The following is a 17,926-nucleotide window of genomic DNA, read 5'->3' on the forward strand; positions in this document are numbered from 1 at the left end:
CCCCTCGTAGTCAGTGCCGCCTCTGTCGTTTACCCGTGGGACGTGCGCCGGGCGCGGGCCCGGCGGTACCGGCGCCGCGCGCCACCCGCGGTTCCCGGTCGCCCGCTTCTGTGGGGCGCGGGCGGGGCGCCGGCCCGGCACCCTGCGGCGCCCGGCCGGCCCGCCGGGCGTGCACCTTCTTGGTGTGCGCGGCGACCGGACCCCAGCGTTCCTTGATCGAAACCAGCAGCGGGGTGGCGAAGAAGATGGACGAATAGGCACCGACCACCGTGCCGACCAGCTGCACCAGCGCAAGATCCTGCAGCGTACCGACGCCGAGCATCCATACCGCGATCACCATGAGGCCGATGATCGGCAGAGCACCGATCAGGGTGGTGTTGATCGACCTCATCAGTGTCTGGTTGACCGCCAGGTTGGCCTGTTCGCCGTAGGTGCGCCGGTTGGTATGCGTTACGCCGCGGGTGTTCTCCTCGACCTTGTCGAAGACAACGACCGAATCGTAGAGCGAGAAACCCAGAATGGTGAGCATGCCGATCACCATCGCCGGGGTCACTTCGAAACCGACCAGCGAGTAGACACCGGCCGTCACCAACAGGTCGAAGACGAGGGCCGCCAGCGCGGCGAGCGCCATATCGCGCTCGTAGCGGAACCCGATGTAGACGCTCACGATCACCAGGAACACCACCAGCGCGATCAGCGCCTGCCGGGTGATCTGCCCGCCCCAGGTTTCGCTGACATCGGAGGCGCTGATGGCGTTGCGGCTCGGGTTCCCGCTGTCGTCGGTGGGCTGGAACTCGTCGAACAACGCGGTCTGCAGGGCGCCGAGGTCCTCGGCGCTCAGCGTTTCCGAGCGGATCAGGATGGTGGCGGTATCACCGGTGCCGACGGTCTGCACCGATTCTGGTTCCGAACCGAGCACATCGGAATACACCGTTTCGACCTGTTCGGTGGTGGCATCACCGGCCGGAAGCTGGATCCGGGATCCGCCGACGAAATCGATACCGAAGGTGAACCCGCGTACCGCCATACTCAGCAGGCAGATCAGCACGATAACCGCAGTGATGATGTACCAGCGCCGCCGATTGCCGACCACATCCAGTACACCGGTACCGGTGTACAGGCGGTTCATCCAGGTGTGCCGGGCACCGTTCGCACGCGCGGGTTCGGGCTTGTCCATGGTTACGGAACTTTTCATCGTCACGCCTTCCCCACCGCGGCCTCGGCCGCCTTGCGTTCACGGGCCAGCTGCTGCATCGCGCCGAGACCGTTCACCGAAGGCTTGGCCCAGAAGGCGGAACGGGCGGCCAGTTGCACCAGCGGAGCCGTCACCAGGAACACCACCACCACATCGAGAATGGTGGTCAGTCCGAGGGTGAAGGCGAACCCGCGCACCTGTCCGACGGCCAGCACGTAGAGCACAGCCGCGGCGATGAAACTGACGGCGTTACCGGAGAGAATGGTTTTCCGGGCTCGCTGCCAGCCGCGCGGAACCGCGGACCGGAAACTTCGGCCCTCCCGTATCTCGTCCTTGATGCGTTCGAAGAACACCACGAACGAGTCGGCGGTCATACCGATACCGATGATCAGACCCGCGATACCGGCGAGGTCCAGGGTGAACCCGATCCACCGGCCGAGTAGCACCATGATCCCGTAGACCGCGAAACCGGATCCGACCAGCGACAACGCCGTCAAGAAACCCAGCATCCGGTAGTAGGCCAGGCAGTACAGCAGCACCACGGCCAGACCCACCGCACCGGCGATGAGACCCGCGCGCAGCGAGGAGAGTCCGAGCGTCGCCGAGACCGTCTCGGCTTCGGAGGTTTCGAACGACAGCGGCAGCGAACCGTACTTCAGCGTGTTCGCCAGATCCTGGGCGGAGGAGGCGGTGAAATTACCCGAGATCTGGGTGCGCCCGCCGAGCTGCGGCCCCTGCTGTACGACCGGGGCACTGACGACCTGCGAATCCAGCACGAACGCGACCCGCTGCTGGACGTACTCGCCGGTGAGTGCCGCCCAGGCGTCGCTGCCACCGGACTTGAATTCTAGATTGATCTCGTGCCGGGACTGCTCGGTGTTGAACCCGGAGGTGGCGTCGGCGATCTCCTGACCGTCGATCCGGCTCTTGTCGAGCAGGAAGACCTCGGCGCCATCCGTGGAACAGGTGACCAGCGGCAGATTCGGGTCGTCGTTACCGGCCAGCGGGTCGGCCGCGGAGCAGTCCATCGTGGACATCGCCAGCTGCTGCATGGTCGGGTCGGTGCTCTGCCGCAGCGTCTTGGCCGCCTCGATCTCCTGCTGGGCCTGTTCCTGCGGGCTCAGCGATTCGTCGGCCGGGGCCGGTTCACCCGGCGCCGGTGCGGGAGCGGGCTCGGTCGACGGCGGCGGCTCGGGCGCGGGGGTCCCGGGGGCCTGTGCCGGGCGGACCTCGAGGTCCTCGGCGGATACCGGGGCAGCGGCGGCGGGAGTCTCCGGGGCCGGCTGCTCGGGTTCGGCCGGTACGCCGGCGCCGGCCGGCGGTGCCTCCGGAGCCGGGGCGGGCGCCGGCGCCTGGGGAACGGCCGGTGCGGTGGGCTGGCCGGGCGCCTGCTGCGCCTGCGGGCTGCCGGGCGCCGGGACGGCCTGGAGTACCGGGCGGATATAGAGCTTGGCGGTCGTGGCCAGCGTACGAGCCTGCTGACTGTCGTCACCGGGGACGGTGATGACGAGGTTGTCGCCGTCGATCACGACCTCGGAACCGGAAACACCGAGGCCGTTCACGCGGTTCTCGATGATCTCCTGGGCCTTGGTCAGGCTGTCCTGGCTGGGCCGGTTCCCGTCCGGTGTCCGAGCGGTCAGCGTGACCCTGGTACCGCCCTGTAGGTCGATGCCGAGTTTGGGCGTCGGTGATTTGTCACCGGTGAAGAACACCAGCGCGTAGATCGCGGCCACCAGCACGCCGAAAAGGGCGAGCCAGCGGAGTTGATGCGCCGATCCCTGGGACGGTGGCACAGGTCGTCATCTCCTAGGCGGAAGTTCTGGGTGGAACGGCCGGCCGGCACGGGCGCGCCCGCATCGATCGGCTGGGCACACGCCGAGGCCACCGGTCGCCCGGGTATCCGGTCCGGTGGCCGGGCCGTGGAATTCAGTCCTTGGTCAGCCGGGTCTCGGTCTGCTTCGGGGTTTCCTCCGCGACAGCCGCGGCGGACTCGGCCGCGGGGGCGGAATCGGCCGTCACAGCGGCCTCGTCACCGGTGGCCTCGTCAGCGGTGGCCTCATCGGTAGAGGCCTCGTCATCGCTGCGCACATCCCGGATCGCCAGCCGCAACCAGGTGGTCACGACATCCTCGGCGATCTCCAGATCGACGGTGGTGTCGTCGACCTCGACCACGGTGCCGAGCAGACCCGAGGTGGTGGTGACACGGTCACCGACCTTCAGGCTGTCCTGCATCTGGGTGACCTTGTCGGCCTCTTTCTTCTGGCGGCGCATACCGAGGAACATCGGCACGAGCAGCGCTACCAGTATGAGCGGAAACAGGAAATCCATGGTCGAAGTCAGTTCCTGATCTGGTGGGGAGAGGGGCAGGTACGCACACAGTCTGCCAGTTCCTCGGCCGGGCGCCACACCCGCACGCCGGAAAAGTGGTATCCGCCTGCTGTCACCCCATCCGGTGGGTGGAACCGCGATCCCGGCGAACCAACTGCCGGGCAACCGGTTACGGCCATAATCGGGGCATGACACCCGAAGATGTGCACCACATCACGTTCGCGATGGCGCCGCGGGGCCGCCGCGGCTATCGAGTGGACGATGTCGACGATCTGCTCGACCGTATCGCCGCGGCCCTGGCCGGGCGGTCCGCTCTCAGCGCCGAACAACTCCGCGGCGGGTTCCGGCCGGGCGGCATCTGGCTGAACCGCGGCTACCACCCCGACGAGGTGGACGATTTCCTGCAGCGAGTCCGCACCGAATTCAAGGTCTGAACCGCCTCGCCGACCTGCGATCATCGCCCCACCGACCGGCGGCCGTCGCGGGCGAGGTTCAACGCGCGGGCCCTGATGGTGCCGGTCGACAGGGCCGCAACAGCGTGGACCGCGGGGCCGCGCCGGCAGTGTCGAACCCGGTGGATACTCGACCGCTCAGATGTCTGCACGCAGGCCGTCCGCTGGTTGCGGTATCCAGTGCTGCCCATCGGACTGCCGTGACGATGCCGCAGGTGTTGTCCGCGGCGAAACCACCACCTCGACCATCGGCCGAGCGCAACCGGCGGTTACCGGTCGAAGAGGTCGAGTGTGGGCTGAGGTTCGCGGCCGCGGACCTCGAGCGCACCGAACGTGAGATCCGGCGGCGGCGTCAAACCGAGATGTGTCCAGGCCGCTGCGGTGGCGACCCGGCCGCGCGGCGTCCGCGCCACCATCCCCGCGCGCACGAGGAACGGTTCGCACACCTCCTCGACGGTGGTGGCCTCCTCCCCGACCGCGACTGCGAGCGTGGACACGCCGACCGGTCCCCCGCCGAAGCCGCGGACCAGGGCACTCAGCACCGCCCGGTCCAACCGGTCCAGACCCAGTGCATCCACGTCGTAGACCTCCAGCGCGGCCCGGGCCACCGCGAGGGTGATCCAGCCGTCGGCACGCACCTCGGCATAATCGCGGACCCGGCGCAGCAGCCGGTTGGCGATACGCGGTGTACCGCGGGAACGGCCGGCGATCTCGGCGGCGGCGTCGGGATCGATATCCACCCCGAGGATCTGCGCGGATCGCTGCACGATGTGCAGCAGTTCGTCCGGTTCGTAGAAATCCATATGCCCGGTGAAACCGAATCGGTCGCGCAGCGGGCCGGTCAGCGCGCCGGACCGAGTGGTGGCCCCGACCAGAGTGAACGGTGCGATCTCGAGCGGTATGGATGTCGCCCCGGGACCTTTGCCGACTACCACGTCGACCCGGAAATCCTCCATCGCCAGATACAGCATTTCCTCCGCCGGCCGCGCCATCCGGTGGATCTCGTCGATGAACAGCACATCCCCGGCGACCAGATTGCTGAGCATGGCGGCCAGATCCCCGGCCCGCTCCAGCGCCGGGCCGGAGGTGATCCGCAATGCGGTACCGAGTTCGCCCGCGATGATCATGGCCAGGCTGGTCTTACCGAGGCCGGGGGGACCGGACAGCAGAATATGGTCCGGGGTGCCGCCACGCGCCCGGGCGCCGCGCAGTACCAGCGACAGTTGTTCGCGCACCCGGGGCTGGCCGATGAAACCGTCCAGCGAGGTGGGCCGCAGTCCCGTTTCGATATCGCCGTCCGAGGGCAGGTAACCGGCGCTGACCGGTGAATCCTCCGCTCCCGGGGAGTTGTCGTAATCCATGACCGCCTAAAGGTTCTCGCCGTGCAGATCGGGCGTGCGCGATAGCCCTCGAGGGCGATACTTCGCCGCAACCGCCGCGCCGTGCTCGCTCACACCGTCTCTCTCGGGCGTGCCCAGGGGTCGTCCGTGCTGATGCTTCGCTACCTTCGCGGGGCCCGACGCGCTCATGCCAGCATCCCGAGCGCGGCACGCAGTGCGGTCGAATTGTCCGCGTCCGGCTGTTCGGCGAGGACCGCGTCGATCGCCGGTTCGGCCTGTTTCACCGGGAAACCGAGGCCGATCAGCGCCTCCACCACCTGATCGCGCACCGGGGTGCGGACCGGGGCCGGCGCGATCCCCGGTGCATCCGCCGGCACCGGCACCAGGTTCACCTTGTCCCGCAACTCCACGACCATCCGCTCGGCTCCACGCTTCCCGATTCCCGGCACCCGGGTCAGCGCCGCGATATCACCGGCGGCCAGCGCCTTACGCAAGGTTTCGGGTTCGAGCACCGCCAGGACCGCCATGGCCAGCCGCGGGCCCACCCCGGATACCGTCTGCAGCAGGCCGAACAGATCGCGGGCCTCGGTATCGGCGAACCCGTACAGGGTCATCGAATCCTCGCGCACGATCAACGCGGTGTGCAGCCGCGCCTCTTCGCCGCGGGTGAGCCCCGCCAACGTGGCCGGAGTGGCATTGAGCTGGTACCCCACCCCGGCGGTTTCGAGCACCACATGGTCGAGGGCGAGTTCGACAACCTCGCCGCGAATGGACGCGATCACCCGCGCACCGCCTTCCGCTGCTGTTCCAGTCGTTGGGTGTACTGCCGGCGGGCCCGCTCGGCCTGCGCCTCGGCGGCCGCCATTCGCTCGATCAGCGGTGCCCGCCAGCAATGGCAGATGGCGAGTGCCAGCGCGTCGGCGGCATCGGCGGGCTTCGGCGGCGCGGCGAGCCCGAGGATCCGGGTGACCATGGCGGTCACCTGCTTCTTGTCCGCCCCGCCGTGACCGGTCACGGCGGCCTTCACCTCACTGGGAGTATGGAACATCACCGGGATATCGCGGCGCGCGGCCGCCAGTGCGATCACCCCGCCCGCCTGCGCGGTCCCCATGGCGGTGCGCACATTGTGCTGGGCGAAGACCCGCTCGATGGCCACCACCTCCGGCCGGTGGGTCCGCATCCAGTCCTCGGCGGCGTCCGCGATCCGCAACAACCGCTGGGCCAGGTCCAGCTCGGCCGGGGTCCGCACCACATCCACGGCGAGGGCGCGCACAGTACGACCGGCTCCCCCTTCGACCATGCTGATCCCGCACCGGGTGAGCCCGGGGTCGACGCCCATCACCCGCACCCGCACAACCTTTCCCAGAACGAACAGTTGTTCGAAGTCTAGTGCAGCGCGGGAATTCCGGACGACAGTGACACGGACCCCCACCTCCGGCAGATGGCTCGGCGACCGGTGGTCCGGCACTGCCGTCGCGCTTTCACGCACCGGCGGAACCCACCGGACCGGGTGAGATCAGAGTGCCACCTGACCGGAGAAGGCGTCGTATGCGGCGGCGTCGAACAGTACGAACCGCACTTCCTCGATCGCGGCCGGGCTTTCCTCCCGGACAGTGCCGACCGCGATGCGGGCGGCGTCGTCCATGGGCCAGCGGTAGGCGCCGGTGGAGATCGCCGGAAACGCCACACTGCGGGCGCCCAGTTCCTCGGCGACCCGCAGCGATTCGCGGTAGCACGACGCCAGCAGCGGTGCCAGCTGCGCCGCACGGTCCCCGCGGGCCGACCACACCGGGCCGACGGTATGGATGACCCAGCGCGCCGGCAGCTCACCGGCCGTGGTCGCCACGGCCTGTCCGGTGGGCAGGCCGCGCGGGAACTCGGTTGTCCGCAGCTGCCGGCATTCCGCGAGAATCGCGGGCCCGCCGCGGCGGTGGATGGCGCCGTCCACGCCGCCACCGCCGAGCAGTTCGGAGTTCGCGGCGTTCACCACCGCGTCGACCTGCTGCTCGGTGATATCTCCGCGCACGACCGTGACAGCCACCATGTCGTCATTGTGCAACCCTGTCCGCGCTCCGGCCCACCCGGCACACGCAGGCTTTTCCGATCGATATCTCGGCGATCCTGGACAAACGCGTAACCACGTGGTTACGCTTCTGTCGTGGACGAGGCAGCCGCGGCGATTGCCGACCCGATCCGACGCGAAATCCTGACGATGTTGCGCGGTACCCGCCTCACCGCGGGCGCCATCGCCGCACAGTTCCCGATCAGTCGCCCGGCGATCAGCCGTCACCTGCGCGTACTCCGCGACAGCGGACTCGTGCACGACGACCTGGTGGGCCGACAGCGGTACTACTCCCTGGATGTGGCACCGCTGCGGGAACTGCGCTCCTGGATCGACGAGCTCCACCGGCCGACCGGCTGGGAACACCGCCTGGACGCACTGACCACCGAGGTCTACCGAACCCGCCGCGAACACCGCGCCGAACAGGAAAATCCCGGCCGCCACCCGGCAGAACCCGAGAACAAGGAGAATTCCGCATGACCATCCGACCGAGCGGACGCCTGGAAAACACTCCGGACGGACAGGACCTGATCCTGACGCGCACCTACCGCGCCCCGATCGAGGACGTGTGGGCCGGTATCACCGAATCCGACCGGACCGCCCGCTGGTTCGGTCCGTGGAAAGGCGAGGCCGGGCCGGGGCGGACCATCCAGGTCCAACTGGCCTACGAAGACGAACAGCCCTGGACCGATTTCACCATCGACGCCTGCACTCCGCCGCGCCACCTCTCACTGCGCACCGTCGACGAACACGGCAGCTGGCATCTCGAGGCCGAGCTGACCGAACACGACGGCCTAACCGAACTGGTGTTCACCCACCACCTGACGTCGCCGGAGATCGCCGGCGAGGCCGGTCCGGGCTGGGAGTACTACCTCGATATGCTCGGCGCCGCTCTCAGCGGCACGGACCACCCCGATTTCGCCGACTACTACCCGGCCATGCGGGACTACTACGTGAACGCCGCCCCGCACTGAGCTGCCCTGTTCGCGACCGCCGCCGAGCGCGAACTCGGCGGCGGAGCAATCAGTCCAGTTCGGCGAGGACCTCATCGGAGACGTCGACGTTGGTGTACACGTTCTGGACATCGTCGCTGTCCTCGAGCGCGTCGACCAGTTTGAACACCTTACGTGCACCGTCGACGTCCACCGCCACGTTCACCGACGGCTGGAAGCCGGATTCGGCGGAGTCGTAGTCGATGCCGGCCGCCTGCAGGGCCGAACGCACTGCGATCAGATCGCCGGGCTCACTGATGATCTCGAACGATTCACCGAGGTCGTTGACCTCTTCGGCACCGGCGTCGAGCACCGCCATCAGCACATCGTCCTCGGCGAGACCGTTCTTCTCCAGCGTGACGATGCCCTTACGATGGAACAGATAGGCCACCGAACCCGGATCGGCCATATTGCCGCCGTTGCGGGTCATCGCGACCCGGACCTCGCCCGCCGCCCGGTTACGGTTGTCGGTGAGACATTCGATCAGGACCGCGACACCATTGGGGCCGTAGCCCTCGTACATGATGGTCTGCCAGTCGGCGCCGCCGGCTTCCTCACCACCGCCGCGTTTGCGCGCGCGCTCGATGTTGTCGTTGGGGACCGAGGATTTCTTCGCCTTCTGGATGGCATCGAACAGAGTCGGGTTGCCTTCCGGATCGCCGCCACCGGTGCGGGCCGCCACCTCGATGTTCTTGATCAGCTTGGCGAACAGCTTGCCGCGCTTCGCATCGATCGCCGCCTTTTTGTGCTTGGTGGTGGCCCATTTGGAGTGGCCGCTCATTCCCTACTTCCTTCAGGTCGATGGCTGGTCTGCTGGTTCACGCTACCGGCTGGCCGGGCGGACAATTCCGTCACCCTACTCGCACAGCGGCCGGTCAGCAGTTCAGCGGTCGCGGACCAGATCCACGAACAGCCGGTGCACGCGATGGTCGCCGGTCACCTCGGGATGGAACGAGGTAGCCAGCACGGCGCCCTGGCGTACCGCCACGATCCGGCCGGCGGCGGGGCCGCTGGGTACCCGGGCCAGCACCTCGACCCCCTCACCGGCCCGTTCCACCCACGGCGCCCGGATGAACACCGCCCGCATCGGGCCGCCGTCCACTCCGGCGAAGTCGAGATCGGTTTCGAAGGAATCCACCTGCCGGCCGAAAGCGTTGCGGCGCACGGTCATATCGATACCGGACAGGTGCCGGGCATCGGGGCGGGTGTCGAGCACCTCGTCGGCCAGCAGGATCATGCCCGCACACGATCCGAACGCGGGCATCCCGTCGCGCAACCGTTCCCGCAGTGGTTCGAGTAGTTCGAACACCTGCAGCAGCTTGCTGATCGTGGTCGATTCGCCGCCGGGCAGTACCAGCGCGTCGACCGCGGCGAGTTCGGCCGGGCGGCGTACCAGCACCGGGTCGGCACCGCACAGGTCCAGCACCGCGACATGCTCGCGGACATCGCCCTGCAGGGCCAGCACACCGATGGTGGGCCGGTCGGCGGACGCCACGAGATCGACGTCCGGCCGGCTGTCCCGGGAAACCGCAGTATCGTTCACCTGTGCGAGCTTACGAGGCGGGCCGGTGTGCGCGAGGTCACGCCGAGTTCCGGACCCGTGTTCACTTCCGCAGAGTGCGGATCAGCCCTTCCTGAACCACCGCGGCGACCATTCGGCCACTGCGATCGAAGATCTTCCCGCCGGTCAGCGCCCGGCCGAAACCGGCCGACGGCGAGGACTGGTCGTACAGCAGCCAATCGTCGGTGCGGAACGGGCGCAGGAACCACATGGCGTGATCCAGCGAGGCGTTCTGCGTGGGTTCGTCCGGATGGGTGACTTTCGACGAACCCAGCAGCGTCATATCGCTCATATAGGCGAGCGTGCACACATGGAACAGCGGATCGTCGGGCAGTGGATGCCGGTACCGGAACCACACCTGCTGCGGCGACACCACGCCGGGGCGCCGGGTCACCTGTTCCTGCGGTACCGGCCGGATATCCCAGTGCTCCCATTCCCGCATCGCCCACAGCCGTTCGGGATCCATGGAGGTCTCGGCGTCGGGCAGATCGTCGGGCGGTGCCACCTCGGCCATCTCGTCCTGGTGTGACGGCCCCTCGTCACCGATATGGAAGGACGCGGACATGGTGAATATCGCGTCCCCGTCCTGGACACCGGTGACCCGGCGGGTGCAGAAGGAACGCCCGTCCCGGATGCGGTCGACCATGTACACCGTCGGCGCTTCCGGGTTTCCGGGCCGCAGGAAGTAACCGTGCAGCGAATGCACCTGAAACCGCGGCTCCACCGTGCGCACCGCCGAGACCAGCGCCTGACCCGCCACCTGCCCGCCGAAGGTGCGGGGGAGCTGGGTCTTGGGAAACGCGCCGCGGAAGATATCGCGTTCGAGGCGTTCGAGCTCCAACGCCTCTTCGATAGTCGCCATTGGCTGAGATTAGCCCGAAGAGTCCTATTTCCCATGATCCACCGGCGGGTAATCCCGGTCACCGCCCGCACCGCTGGACCCTAGACTTCCGAACATATTCCGAATACCATGAGTCCATGACCATTGCGGCAGGCCTACCCGTGGCAACCCGGCGCTCCTCAGACCTGAGCAAGCACTCCGCCGAAGTCTTCGCCGAGGCCGAGGACCACCCCGTGACGGTAACTCGGCGCGACGGCGAGGCCCTGGTGCTGATGTCGCAACGCGAGGCCGAGGGCCGCGCGCGCTTGCTGAACTTCGCCGCACAGCTCATCACAGTCACCCTCGACGACCACGGCTCGCTCGCCGAGCGCATGTCCAAGGCATTCCCCTGGATGCTGGCGCTGTCGTCGGCGGACCGGGAGTCTTGCGCGCAGGATCTGGTGGACGCCGCGCGCGCCTCGTTCTCCACCGACCAGCCACATCTGGCCATCGCCGAGCTGACATCCTGGAAGGAGACGGCCACAGCTATCGCCGCTGGGCTCGGCAGCGCCGACCTCGAGTGGCTCGACGAAGATGAGACCGTGGGGCGTCCGTAGCCGTGGCGGCCGCCAAGAAAGGCGAGCTGGTCCCCCGTCCCCCGAGGAAGACCGAGTACGAGATCCGCTTCGCAACCAACGATGCTCGCAGGGGATGGCGGGATCTCGTCGCGACGATCCGCAACCCGATGACGGAATCCTGGGATTTCCTCACGCGGACACCTCTGGACACGACACCGACGAACTACCGACTGAAGGGCGAGCTCGGCGTCATCGAACGGGGCGGCGCGGCCCATGAGCGCTGGCAGCACAAGCCGACCGCGAAGGGCACCGCACGCATCTGGTACTACGTCGACGAGCGCACGGTGTTCCTGGAACAGGTGCACACGAGCCATCCGAACGAGACGAAGTAGAAGCTGGTCGCGTGCGGATGGAGCACGCGACCAGCGACGTCGAGGCGGCGCACAGGGTGTTCACGCTCACTACCGAGGCGCCCACTCGACATATCCGTGCCGTCGATCATGGATCACGGCACGGGGCCACGGCCGTAGGGCCGCCGATCGGGGTGGTCCCGCCGCCAGACATAGGTGGCGTGCCCCGATCGCCCCGCTTACCAGCCGCGTTCTGCCAGCCGGTGCGGCTGGGCGATGTCCTCGACATTGATCCCGACCATCGCCTCGCCGAGGCCGCGGGAGACCTTGGCCAGCACATCGGGGTCGTCGTAGAAGGTGGTGGCCTTCACGATGGCGCTCGCGCGCTGTTCGGGATTGCCGGACTTGAAGATGCCCGAACCCACGAACACACCCTCGGCACCGAGCTGCATCATCATCGCGGCGTCGGCCGGGGTGGCGATACCGCCCGCGGTGAACAGCACCACCGGCAGCTTCCCGGTTTCGGCGACCTCGCGGACCAGCTCGTAGGGGGCCTGCAGTTCCTTGGCGGCGACATAGAGTTCGTCGGCCGGCAGCGAGCCCAGCCGGGCGATCTCCTGACGGATCTGACGCATATGGGTGGTCGCATTGGAGACATCGCCGGTACCGGCCTCACCCTTGGAGCGGATCATCGCCGCACCTTCGGTGATCCGGCGCAGCGCCTCACCGAGGTTGGTGGCACCGCAGACGAACGGCACGGTGAACTGCCATTTGTCGATGTGGTTGGCGTAATCGGCGGGGGTGAGCACCTCGGATTCGTCGATGTAGTCGACCCCGAGGCTCTGCAGCACCTGCGCCTCGACGAAATGCCCGATCCGGGCCTTGGCCATCACGGGGATGGATACGGCCTCGATGATCCCGTCGATCATATCGGGGTCGCTCATCCGGGAGACGCCGCCCTGGGCGCGGATATCGGCGGGCACCCGCTCGAGCGCCATCACCGCGACGGCGCCGGCGTCCTCGGCGATCTTGGCCTGGTCCGGGGTGACCACATCCATGATCACCCCACCCTTGAGCATCTCGGCCATACCGCGCTTCACGCGGGCGGTACCGGCCTCGCGGGTTGCTTCGGTGGTCTGGGCGGTCTCGGGCGTGGTCACGGCAGCTCCTGTGTCCGGTGCAGGGGAAATCGTCGATGAACACCACGAGTCTAGGTGCGCCCCGAATCGGCCTTCATATCCAGTCCGGCAGCACTGGACTGATCACGACCTGGCGTTATGTGCACCACCAGAGAAACTGGACCGGATAAAACACCGCCGGACCGGTGCGACACCGGCCCGGCGGGGCATGGGAATCCGACTCAGATCGGGTTGACCACCAGCAGCTTCGCCCAGTACTCAGCGGCGCTGGGCCCGAGAATCGGCAACAGGTAATCGAACAGGATGTAGGACACTTCTTCACCTCCACACACCGAATCGACACAACCTCGGTGCGTCAAACTGCGCTGACGTTATCACGCCGAGTGAAACCCATCACAGTATTCTTGGCGCGCTGGCGCGCGCGGGGGTTCGGCCCTTCAGGTCCATGCGTTCCGCCCGCGATACTCGCGGCTGCGCCGCATTGTCTCGCGGGCGGAACGCATGGACGACGGGCCGAACCCTTTCAGGGCCTCGCTGGACTCGGCGCCGCCGTGGTTACCTCGGCGCCGCCGTCGTTACGTCTGGTGGTGTTTTCCGGGGCGGGGCGCTAACGAATCGACCGGACTTCCGGGTCGGTATCGGCATCGGCAGCCCGGGCGGCTTCGGGCAGCAGTTCGTCCAAATGGTACGGGTATACCGTTTCACCGGCCGTGTCCAGGGCTCGGATATCGGCCGGTCCGCACCAGCGGCTGCCGGTGATCGAACGCTGTTCGACGTAGGTCAGATCGGCGGGTTCGGGCGCGAATTCGGTGACCCGCAGGGCGAAGAAGAGTTCTTCGGAGCGGATCAGGTCGCCGTTGAACGGGAAAACCGCCACCCTGCGCCAGAGGGGGCCGCGCAGCGCGGCCGGATCGGCCGTGTAGCCGGTTTCCTCGTGGAGTTCGCGGACCGCCGCCGCCCGCAGGCTCTCCCCTGGTTCCACACCGCCGCCGACGGTGAACCAGAACGACACCTCCGGGAGCATCGGATCGTGGCCGCGCATGAGCAGGATCCGGTCCTGCCCGTCCAGGATCGCGACCCGCGCCGAGACCCGGGTCGTATCGACGTCCAGGCCGGTCGCGGCCGCCGGGGTGGCGCGTTCCGCGATCTCGAAGTAGGTGGGCATCGGCGCGGTACCGCCCAGGCGCAGCCAGCGCACCGGACGGCGGGTGCGCAGGGCGAGGGTGTCGCGGACGGCGTCGTTGTGGAATCGGCGCGCGATGAGCACCCGGGCTTCGGCGTCGGCGAGTTCGGCCACCTGCTGCGGGGGCAGCCCGGCGATATCGACGGCCGACAGGGTGACGGCGAGCTGATTCTCGACCGCTTCGCGGTCCTCCCGGCCGGTGCGTTCGGCCCGGTCGGCGAGGACGGTCAGGCGGCGGGCGAGTTCGGCGGGTTTCGGATCGGCGGCGGGGTCGGGCGGGGCGGGGCCGGACAGGGAGACCGCGACCGCGCGCGCCACCACGGCACGGCGGGCCAGTGCCCCGTCCAGCGCATGCCAGGCGAGGTCGGTGCGGACATGGAGGCGGTCCAGGCGGTTCGCCGTGGAGTACGCCCAGACCCCCAGCGCCACGACGAGCGCGGCGATCAGCGCGAGAACCAGGACGGTGGTCGCGGAGAAGGTGATCATTCGGCCACCCGGACCCGCAGATCGCCGACCACCACGGTTTCGTAGACCCGCAGGATCTGTTCGGCCACCACCGGCCAGTCGTAGGATCCGACGACCTGCGTCGCGGTGTGCACGAGTTCGGTCCGGCGGATATCGTCGGTGAGCAGTTCGTCCAGCGCACCGGCCAACGCGGTGGAATCACCGGTCGGGACCAGCACACCGGCGGTACCGTCGCGCAGGACCCGACGGAACGCGTCGAGTTCGCTGGCGACGACCGCGGTTCCGGCGGCCATGGCCTCGATCAGGATGATGCCGAAACTCTCCCCGCCGAGGTTCGGCGCCACGTAGACATCCGCGCTCCGCATGGCCGACGCCTTCTCGGTATCGGTCACCTGCCCGAGGAAGCGCAGATGCCGGGCCAGTGGTCCGGCCTCCCGGCGCAGCCGGGCCTCGTCACCGCGCCCCACGACGAGGATTTCGACGTCGGGATGGCGGGCGACCAGGGCCGGGAGCGCACCGAGCAGTACCTGCATCCCTTTGCGGGGTTCGTCGTAGCGACCGAGGAACAGTACGGTCCGCCCGGGCCGCGGATAGCCCGGTAGCAGCGGCGCCCGGCGGAACGCCTGCACATCGACACCGTTCGGGATCTCCACCGCATCCGAGCCGAGCGCCTCCACCTGCCAGCGCCGGGCCAGTTCCGACACCGCGATCCGCCCGCTGATCTTCTCGTGATACGGCCGCAGTACCCCCTGGAAAGTGGCCAGGATCAGCGATTTCGTGGTGGATGTGTGGAAGGTGGCCACGATGGGCCCCTCGGCGATCTTCAGCGCCAGCATGGACAGGCTCGGCGCGTTCGGTTCGTGGATGTGCAGGACATCGAAATCGTTGCCCTCGATCCACTTCCGGATCCGCGTATACGCGGTGGGCCCGAACGACAACCGGGCCACCGACCCGTTGTACGGGATGGCGACGGCCCGTCCGGCCGACACCACGAAATCGGGGAGCTCGGTACTGTCCGACGCGGGCGCCAGCACGCTCACCTTGTGCCCGCGCTCCCGGAAAACCTGCGCCAGTTCCACCACATGCGCCTGCACACCCCCCGGAACGTCGAACGAGTAGGGGCAGACCATGCCGATCTTCATCGGGCGATATCTTCCCCGGAGCCGACCGGCCGGCTGCCGTGCCGCGCCTGTTCGGCGGCGATCCGGTCCAGCCGCGCCTCGGACAGATCCGTTTCCCACAGCGGCTGCAACATATGCCAATCGGCGGGGTGGCCGGCGATACCGGCGGCGAAACAATCCGCCAGCGCCTGGGTCGCGGCGGCGACCCCATCGGATACGTCGAGCGGTTCCCGCGTACGCACCATCCAGCCTTCGCGGCCGCTGTCGTCGACGGTGAACCAGACATGCACGGGCATCAGCGCGGCGCCGGTGTCGATCGCGAGCTTCGCCGCCCCCGCGGGCATCCAGGTGCGTTCACCGAAGAAGGTCACCGGGATCCCGCGCCCGGTCAGATCACGCTCCCCCATCAGGCAGACGACTTTGTTCGCGCGTAGCCGTTCGGCCAGCGCGCCGAACGGGGGTTGTTCGCCGCCGGTCAACGGGAACACCTCGAATCCGAGGCTTTCCCGGTAGGCGACGAAACGCTCGAACAACGATTCGGGTTTCAGCCGTTCGGCGACAGTGGTGAAGGTTCCGTAGTTCTGTACCAGCCAGGTCCCGGCCATATCCCAGTTCCCCGAATGCGGCAGCACGAACACCACCCCCCGGCCGCGGGCCAGCGCGGCGTCGAGATGGTCGAGGCCCTCGACGACGATCCGGCCGGACTCCACCAGATCCCGGTGATCCATGGCCGGTAACCGGAACGCTTCGCGCCAGTACCGGGCGTAGGAGCGCATACTCGCCCGGACCAGATCGTCGGGCACCGCTTCCGGCGCGGTCCCGAGCACCCGGGCGAGATTGCGCCGCAACTGCACGGGCCCACCTTTACGCGCCGCGAAATCGGCGCCGCGGTCGAACACTGTGCGCGCCATGGAGTCGGGCAGGGCCCGCACCAGACGCCAGCCGGCCGCGTACCCACGGTCACTCAGATTCGCCCGCCACCCGCTCACGACGGCTGCTCCGTTCCCGAATTCGATGCGCCCAGGATCTCGCGGGCACCCGGCGAACTACGCACCGCCAGCACCCGCTGGGCCACGGTGACGATACTGAGCACGGCCAGAACCCACATGGCCACATGGACTGCCCAGGTCAGCCATTCGATTCCCCAGTAGCCGCCGATACCGGTCAGCCCGGCGCCGACGAGCACGATCACCAGCCGATCCGGCCGTTCGATGAGCCCGCCGTCGGCGGACAGCCCACTGGCCTCGGCGCGTGCCTTGGCGTAGGAGATGACCTGCGAGGTCACCAGCACCACCAGGGTGGCGACGAACAGCGGTTTGCTCTGCTCGTGGTACACCGCCCACCAGGCCAGACCCCCGAAGATCGCGCCGTCGGCCACCCGGTCGCAGGTGGCGTCGAGGACGGCGCCGTAGCGGGTACCGCCGCCACGCGCCCGGGCCATCGCGCCGTCGAGCATGTCGAACATGACGAACAGCCAGATCACCATGGTCCCCCAGAACAGGTGCCCGGTGGGGAACAGCGTGACAGCGGCCGCGATCGACGCGGCGGTGCCGATCAGGGTGACGGCATCCGGGGTCAGCCCGGTACTCACCAGCGCTTTCCCCAGCGGCGCGGTGGCCTTGGCGAAGGTCGCCCGCCCGAAGATGCTCAGCACCTACGCCCCCAGCTCATCACAGCCTCCTGCCGTCGTCTGCGCGGCCCTCGTAGGTCGCGGCATCTACGCCTCCTCCCAGGCCGCCGACAACAGGGCCCGGGTTTCGCGGAGCAGCTGCGGCATAACCTTCGCTCCACCGATCACGGTGATGAAATTGGCGTCCCCACCCCAGCGCGGCACGATGTGCTGATGCAGGTGGTCGGCGAGGGAGCCACCGGCGACCCCGCCCAGATTGAGTCCCACATTGAAACCGTGCGGCCGCGACACCTTCTTCATCGTCCGGATGGCGCGCTGGGTGAACTCCATCAGCTCCGCGGCCTCGGCGGCGGTGAGATCCTCGAGATTCGCCACCCGGCGATACGGCACCACCATCATGTGCCCGGGGTTGTAGGGGTACAGGTTCAGCACCGCGTACACCTGCTCGCCGCGGGCCACGACCAGCCCGTCCTCATCGGACATGGTGGGGATATCGGTGAAGGGATGACCGGTCGCGCCCTTGGGCGCGGACGTGGCGGCCTCCGCGATGTAGGACATCCGGTAGGGCGTCCACAACCGCTGCAACCGGTCGGGTTCGCCCGCACCGCGGTCCACGATCTCCTCGGCCCGCTCGGCCGCCTCGGTTTCCGATCCGGTCAGACCGTCCGGCACCGTGCGCTCACTCATAATCCATACCCTTTCCCCGCCCG

Annotated in this window: 21 protein-coding genes; 5 read left to right on the plus strand and 16 right to left on the minus strand. The window is 68.2% G+C overall.

Annotation, left to right across the window (positions count from 1 at the left end; genetic code table 11):
• Window positions 1-10: 10 nt before the first annotated feature.
• From secF to yajC, 3 genes are all read right to left on the minus strand, one after another.
• The gene (secF, locus tag ACFWPH_RS03045) at window positions 11-1,177 is read right to left on the minus strand and encodes a protein translocase subunit SecF (RefSeq protein WP_378748228.1); all 1,167 of its coding nucleotides are present in this window, start codon (window positions 1,175-1,177) and stop codon (window positions 11-13) included.
• A gap of 20 nt (window positions 1,178-1,197) precedes the next feature.
• Window positions 1,198-2,988, minus strand: a complete 1,791-nt coding sequence (secD, locus tag ACFWPH_RS03050) for a protein translocase subunit SecD (RefSeq protein ID WP_378747782.1) — start codon at window positions 2,986-2,988, stop codon at window positions 1,198-1,200.
• A 133-nt stretch (window positions 2,989-3,121) separates the two neighbouring features.
• Entirely contained in the window at window positions 3,122-3,523 is a 402-nt protein-coding gene (gene yajC / locus ACFWPH_RS03055) for a preprotein translocase subunit YajC (protein WP_378747783.1), read from the minus strand.
• A 188-nt stretch (window positions 3,524-3,711) separates the two neighbouring features.
• Here yajC and ACFWPH_RS03060 point away from each other — a divergent pair, with 188 nt between their 5' ends.
• Window positions 3,712-3,957, plus strand: a complete 246-nt coding sequence (locus ACFWPH_RS03060) for a DivIVA domain-containing protein (protein WP_378747784.1) — start codon at window positions 3,712-3,714, stop codon at window positions 3,955-3,957.
• Between the two features lie 287 nt (window positions 3,958-4,244).
• Here ACFWPH_RS03060 and ruvB read toward each other — a convergent pair whose 3' ends face one another.
• The 4 genes from ruvB to ACFWPH_RS03080 form a co-directional block, all read right to left on the minus strand.
• The gene (gene ruvB, locus ACFWPH_RS03065; RefSeq protein WP_378747785.1) at window positions 4,245-5,336 is read right to left on the minus strand and encodes a Holliday junction branch migration DNA helicase RuvB; all 1,092 of its coding nucleotides are present in this window, start codon (window positions 5,334-5,336) and stop codon (window positions 4,245-4,247) included.
• A 164-nt stretch (window positions 5,337-5,500) separates the two neighbouring features.
• A complete protein-coding gene (gene ruvA / locus ACFWPH_RS03070; RefSeq protein ID WP_378747786.1) occupies window positions 5,501-6,097 on the minus strand; it encodes a Holliday junction branch migration protein RuvA in 597 nt (198 codons plus the stop codon).
• A complete protein-coding gene (gene ruvC / locus ACFWPH_RS03075; RefSeq protein WP_378747787.1) occupies window positions 6,094-6,663 on the minus strand; it encodes a crossover junction endodeoxyribonuclease RuvC in 570 nt (189 codons plus the stop codon). The genes ruvA and ruvC overlap by 4 nt, the downstream gene beginning before the upstream one ends.
• Before the next feature lie 168 nt (window positions 6,664-6,831).
• Window positions 6,832-7,359 carry an O-acetyl-ADP-ribose deacetylase gene (locus ACFWPH_RS03080; RefSeq protein ID WP_378747788.1) on the minus strand — a complete coding sequence of 176 codons (528 nt, stop codon included), beginning with the start codon at window positions 7,357-7,359 and terminating at the stop codon, window positions 6,832-6,834.
• Window positions 7,360-7,473: 114 nt separating this feature from the next.
• Here ACFWPH_RS03080 and ACFWPH_RS03085 point away from each other — a divergent pair, with 114 nt between their 5' ends.
• Window positions 7,474-7,857, plus strand: coding sequence for a metalloregulator ArsR/SmtB family transcription factor (locus tag ACFWPH_RS03085; RefSeq protein ID WP_378747790.1), 384 nt, complete (start codon window positions 7,474-7,476; stop codon window positions 7,855-7,857).
• On the plus strand, window positions 7,854-8,351 hold the full coding sequence (locus ACFWPH_RS03090; protein WP_378747791.1) for an SRPBCC family protein: 498 nt from the start codon (window positions 7,854-7,856) through the stop codon (window positions 8,349-8,351). The genes ACFWPH_RS03085 and ACFWPH_RS03090 overlap by 4 nt, the downstream gene beginning before the upstream one ends.
• A 49-nt stretch (window positions 8,352-8,400) precedes the next feature.
• On the opposite strand, the gene ACFWPH_RS03095 is transcribed toward ACFWPH_RS03090, so the two are convergent.
• From ACFWPH_RS03095 to ACFWPH_RS03105, 3 genes are all read right to left on the minus strand, one after another.
• The gene (locus ACFWPH_RS03095) at window positions 8,401-9,150 is read right to left on the minus strand and encodes a YebC/PmpR family DNA-binding transcriptional regulator (protein WP_378747792.1); all 750 of its coding nucleotides are present in this window, start codon (window positions 9,148-9,150) and stop codon (window positions 8,401-8,403) included.
• Window positions 9,151-9,252: 102 nt separating this feature from the next.
• Window positions 9,253-9,864, minus strand: a complete 612-nt coding sequence (pdxT, locus tag ACFWPH_RS03100; protein WP_280416799.1) for a pyridoxal 5'-phosphate synthase glutaminase subunit PdxT — start codon at window positions 9,862-9,864, stop codon at window positions 9,253-9,255.
• A 109-nt stretch (window positions 9,865-9,973) separates the two neighbouring features.
• Window positions 9,974-10,792, minus strand: coding sequence for an acyl-CoA thioesterase (locus ACFWPH_RS03105; RefSeq protein WP_378747793.1), 819 nt, complete (start codon window positions 10,790-10,792; stop codon window positions 9,974-9,976).
• A 116-nt stretch (window positions 10,793-10,908) separates the two neighbouring features.
• On the opposite strand from ACFWPH_RS03105, the gene ACFWPH_RS03110 reads away from it, so the two are divergent.
• The gene (locus tag ACFWPH_RS03110) at window positions 10,909-11,367 is read left to right on the plus strand and encodes a prevent-host-death protein (protein WP_280459463.1); all 459 of its coding nucleotides are present in this window, start codon (window positions 10,909-10,911) and stop codon (window positions 11,365-11,367) included.
• Window positions 11,368-11,369: 2 nt separating this feature from the next.
• Window positions 11,370-11,720 carry a hypothetical protein gene (locus tag ACFWPH_RS03115; protein WP_280459464.1) on the plus strand — a complete coding sequence of 117 codons (351 nt, stop codon included), beginning with the start codon at window positions 11,370-11,372 and terminating at the stop codon, window positions 11,718-11,720.
• A 197-nt stretch (window positions 11,721-11,917) separates the two neighbouring features.
• Here ACFWPH_RS03115 and pdxS read toward each other — a convergent pair whose 3' ends face one another.
• The 6 genes from pdxS to ACFWPH_RS03145 all read right to left on the minus strand — a co-directional run bounded on the left by pdxS (window position 11,918) and on the right by ACFWPH_RS03145 (window position 17,903).
• Complete coding sequence (gene pdxS / locus ACFWPH_RS03120) at window positions 11,918-12,838, minus strand: pyridoxal 5'-phosphate synthase lyase subunit PdxS (RefSeq protein WP_280416798.1); 921 nt, start codon at window positions 12,836-12,838, stop codon at window positions 11,918-11,920.
• A 586-nt stretch (window positions 12,839-13,424) separates the two neighbouring features.
• Window positions 13,425-14,483 (minus strand): NUDIX hydrolase, encoded by a 1,059-nt coding sequence (locus tag ACFWPH_RS03125; protein ID WP_378748229.1) that lies wholly within the window; start codon window positions 14,481-14,483, stop codon window positions 13,425-13,427.
• Window positions 14,483-15,607, minus strand: coding sequence for a glycosyltransferase family 4 protein (locus tag ACFWPH_RS03130; protein WP_378747795.1), 1,125 nt, complete (start codon window positions 15,605-15,607; stop codon window positions 14,483-14,485). The genes ACFWPH_RS03125 and ACFWPH_RS03130 overlap by 1 nt, the downstream gene beginning before the upstream one ends.
• Window positions 15,604-16,575: a phosphatidylinositol mannoside acyltransferase gene (locus tag ACFWPH_RS03135; RefSeq protein ID WP_378747796.1), complete on the minus strand. Its 972-nt coding sequence runs from the start codon at window positions 16,573-16,575 to the stop codon at window positions 15,604-15,606. Before ACFWPH_RS03135 ends, ACFWPH_RS03130 begins: the two co-directional genes overlap by 4 nt.
• Window positions 16,572-17,240, minus strand: coding sequence for a phosphatidylinositol phosphate synthase (gene pgsA, locus ACFWPH_RS03140; RefSeq protein WP_378747798.1), 669 nt, complete (start codon window positions 17,238-17,240; stop codon window positions 16,572-16,574). Before pgsA ends, ACFWPH_RS03135 begins: the two co-directional genes overlap by 4 nt.
• A 63-nt stretch (window positions 17,241-17,303) precedes the next feature.
• Window positions 17,304-17,903, minus strand: coding sequence for an HIT family protein (locus ACFWPH_RS03145; protein WP_378747799.1), 600 nt, complete (start codon window positions 17,901-17,903; stop codon window positions 17,304-17,306).
• Window positions 17,904-17,926 lie beyond the last annotated feature (23 nt).

The organism is Nocardia sp. NPDC058499 (genome assembly GCF_042719915.1).
Taxonomy (GTDB): Bacteria; Actinomycetota; Actinomycetes; order Mycobacteriales; family Mycobacteriaceae; genus Nocardia.

Coding starts and splice junctions, on each gene's coding strand:
- yajC (WP_378747783.1), bottom strand. CDS start 3,523: ATGGATTTCCTGTTTCCGCTCATACTGGTAGCGCTGCTCGTGCCGATG.
- ACFWPH_RS03110 (WP_280459463.1), top strand. CDS start 10,909: ATGACCATTGCGGCAGGCCTACCCGTGGCAACCCGGCGCTCCTCAGAC.
- ACFWPH_RS03060 (WP_378747784.1), top strand. CDS start 3,712: ATGACACCCGAAGATGTGCACCACATCACGTTCGCGATGGCGCCGCGG.
- secF (WP_378748228.1), bottom strand. CDS start 1,177: ATGGACAAGCCCGAACCCGCGCGTGCGAACGGTGCCCGGCACACCTGG.
- ACFWPH_RS03095 (WP_378747792.1), bottom strand. CDS start 9,150: ATGAGCGGCCACTCCAAATGGGCCACCACCAAGCACAAAAAGGCGGCG.
- ruvB (WP_378747785.1), bottom strand. CDS start 5,336: ATGGATTACGACAACTCCCCGGGAGCGGAGGATTCACCGGTCAGCGCC.
- ACFWPH_RS03145 (WP_378747799.1), bottom strand. CDS start 17,903: ATGAGTGAGCGCACGGTGCCGGACGGTCTGACCGGATCGGAAACCGAG.
- ACFWPH_RS03130 (WP_378747795.1), bottom strand. CDS start 15,607: ATGAAGATCGGCATGGTCTGCCCCTACTCGTTCGACGTTCCGGGGGGT.
- ACFWPH_RS03090 (WP_378747791.1), top strand. CDS start 7,854: ATGACCATCCGACCGAGCGGACGCCTGGAAAACACTCCGGACGGACAG.
- ACFWPH_RS03105 (WP_378747793.1), bottom strand. CDS start 10,792: ATGGCGACTATCGAAGAGGCGTTGGAGCTCGAACGCCTCGAACGCGAT.
- ACFWPH_RS03080 (WP_378747788.1), bottom strand. CDS start 7,359: ATGGTGGCTGTCACGGTCGTGCGCGGAGATATCACCGAGCAGCAGGTC.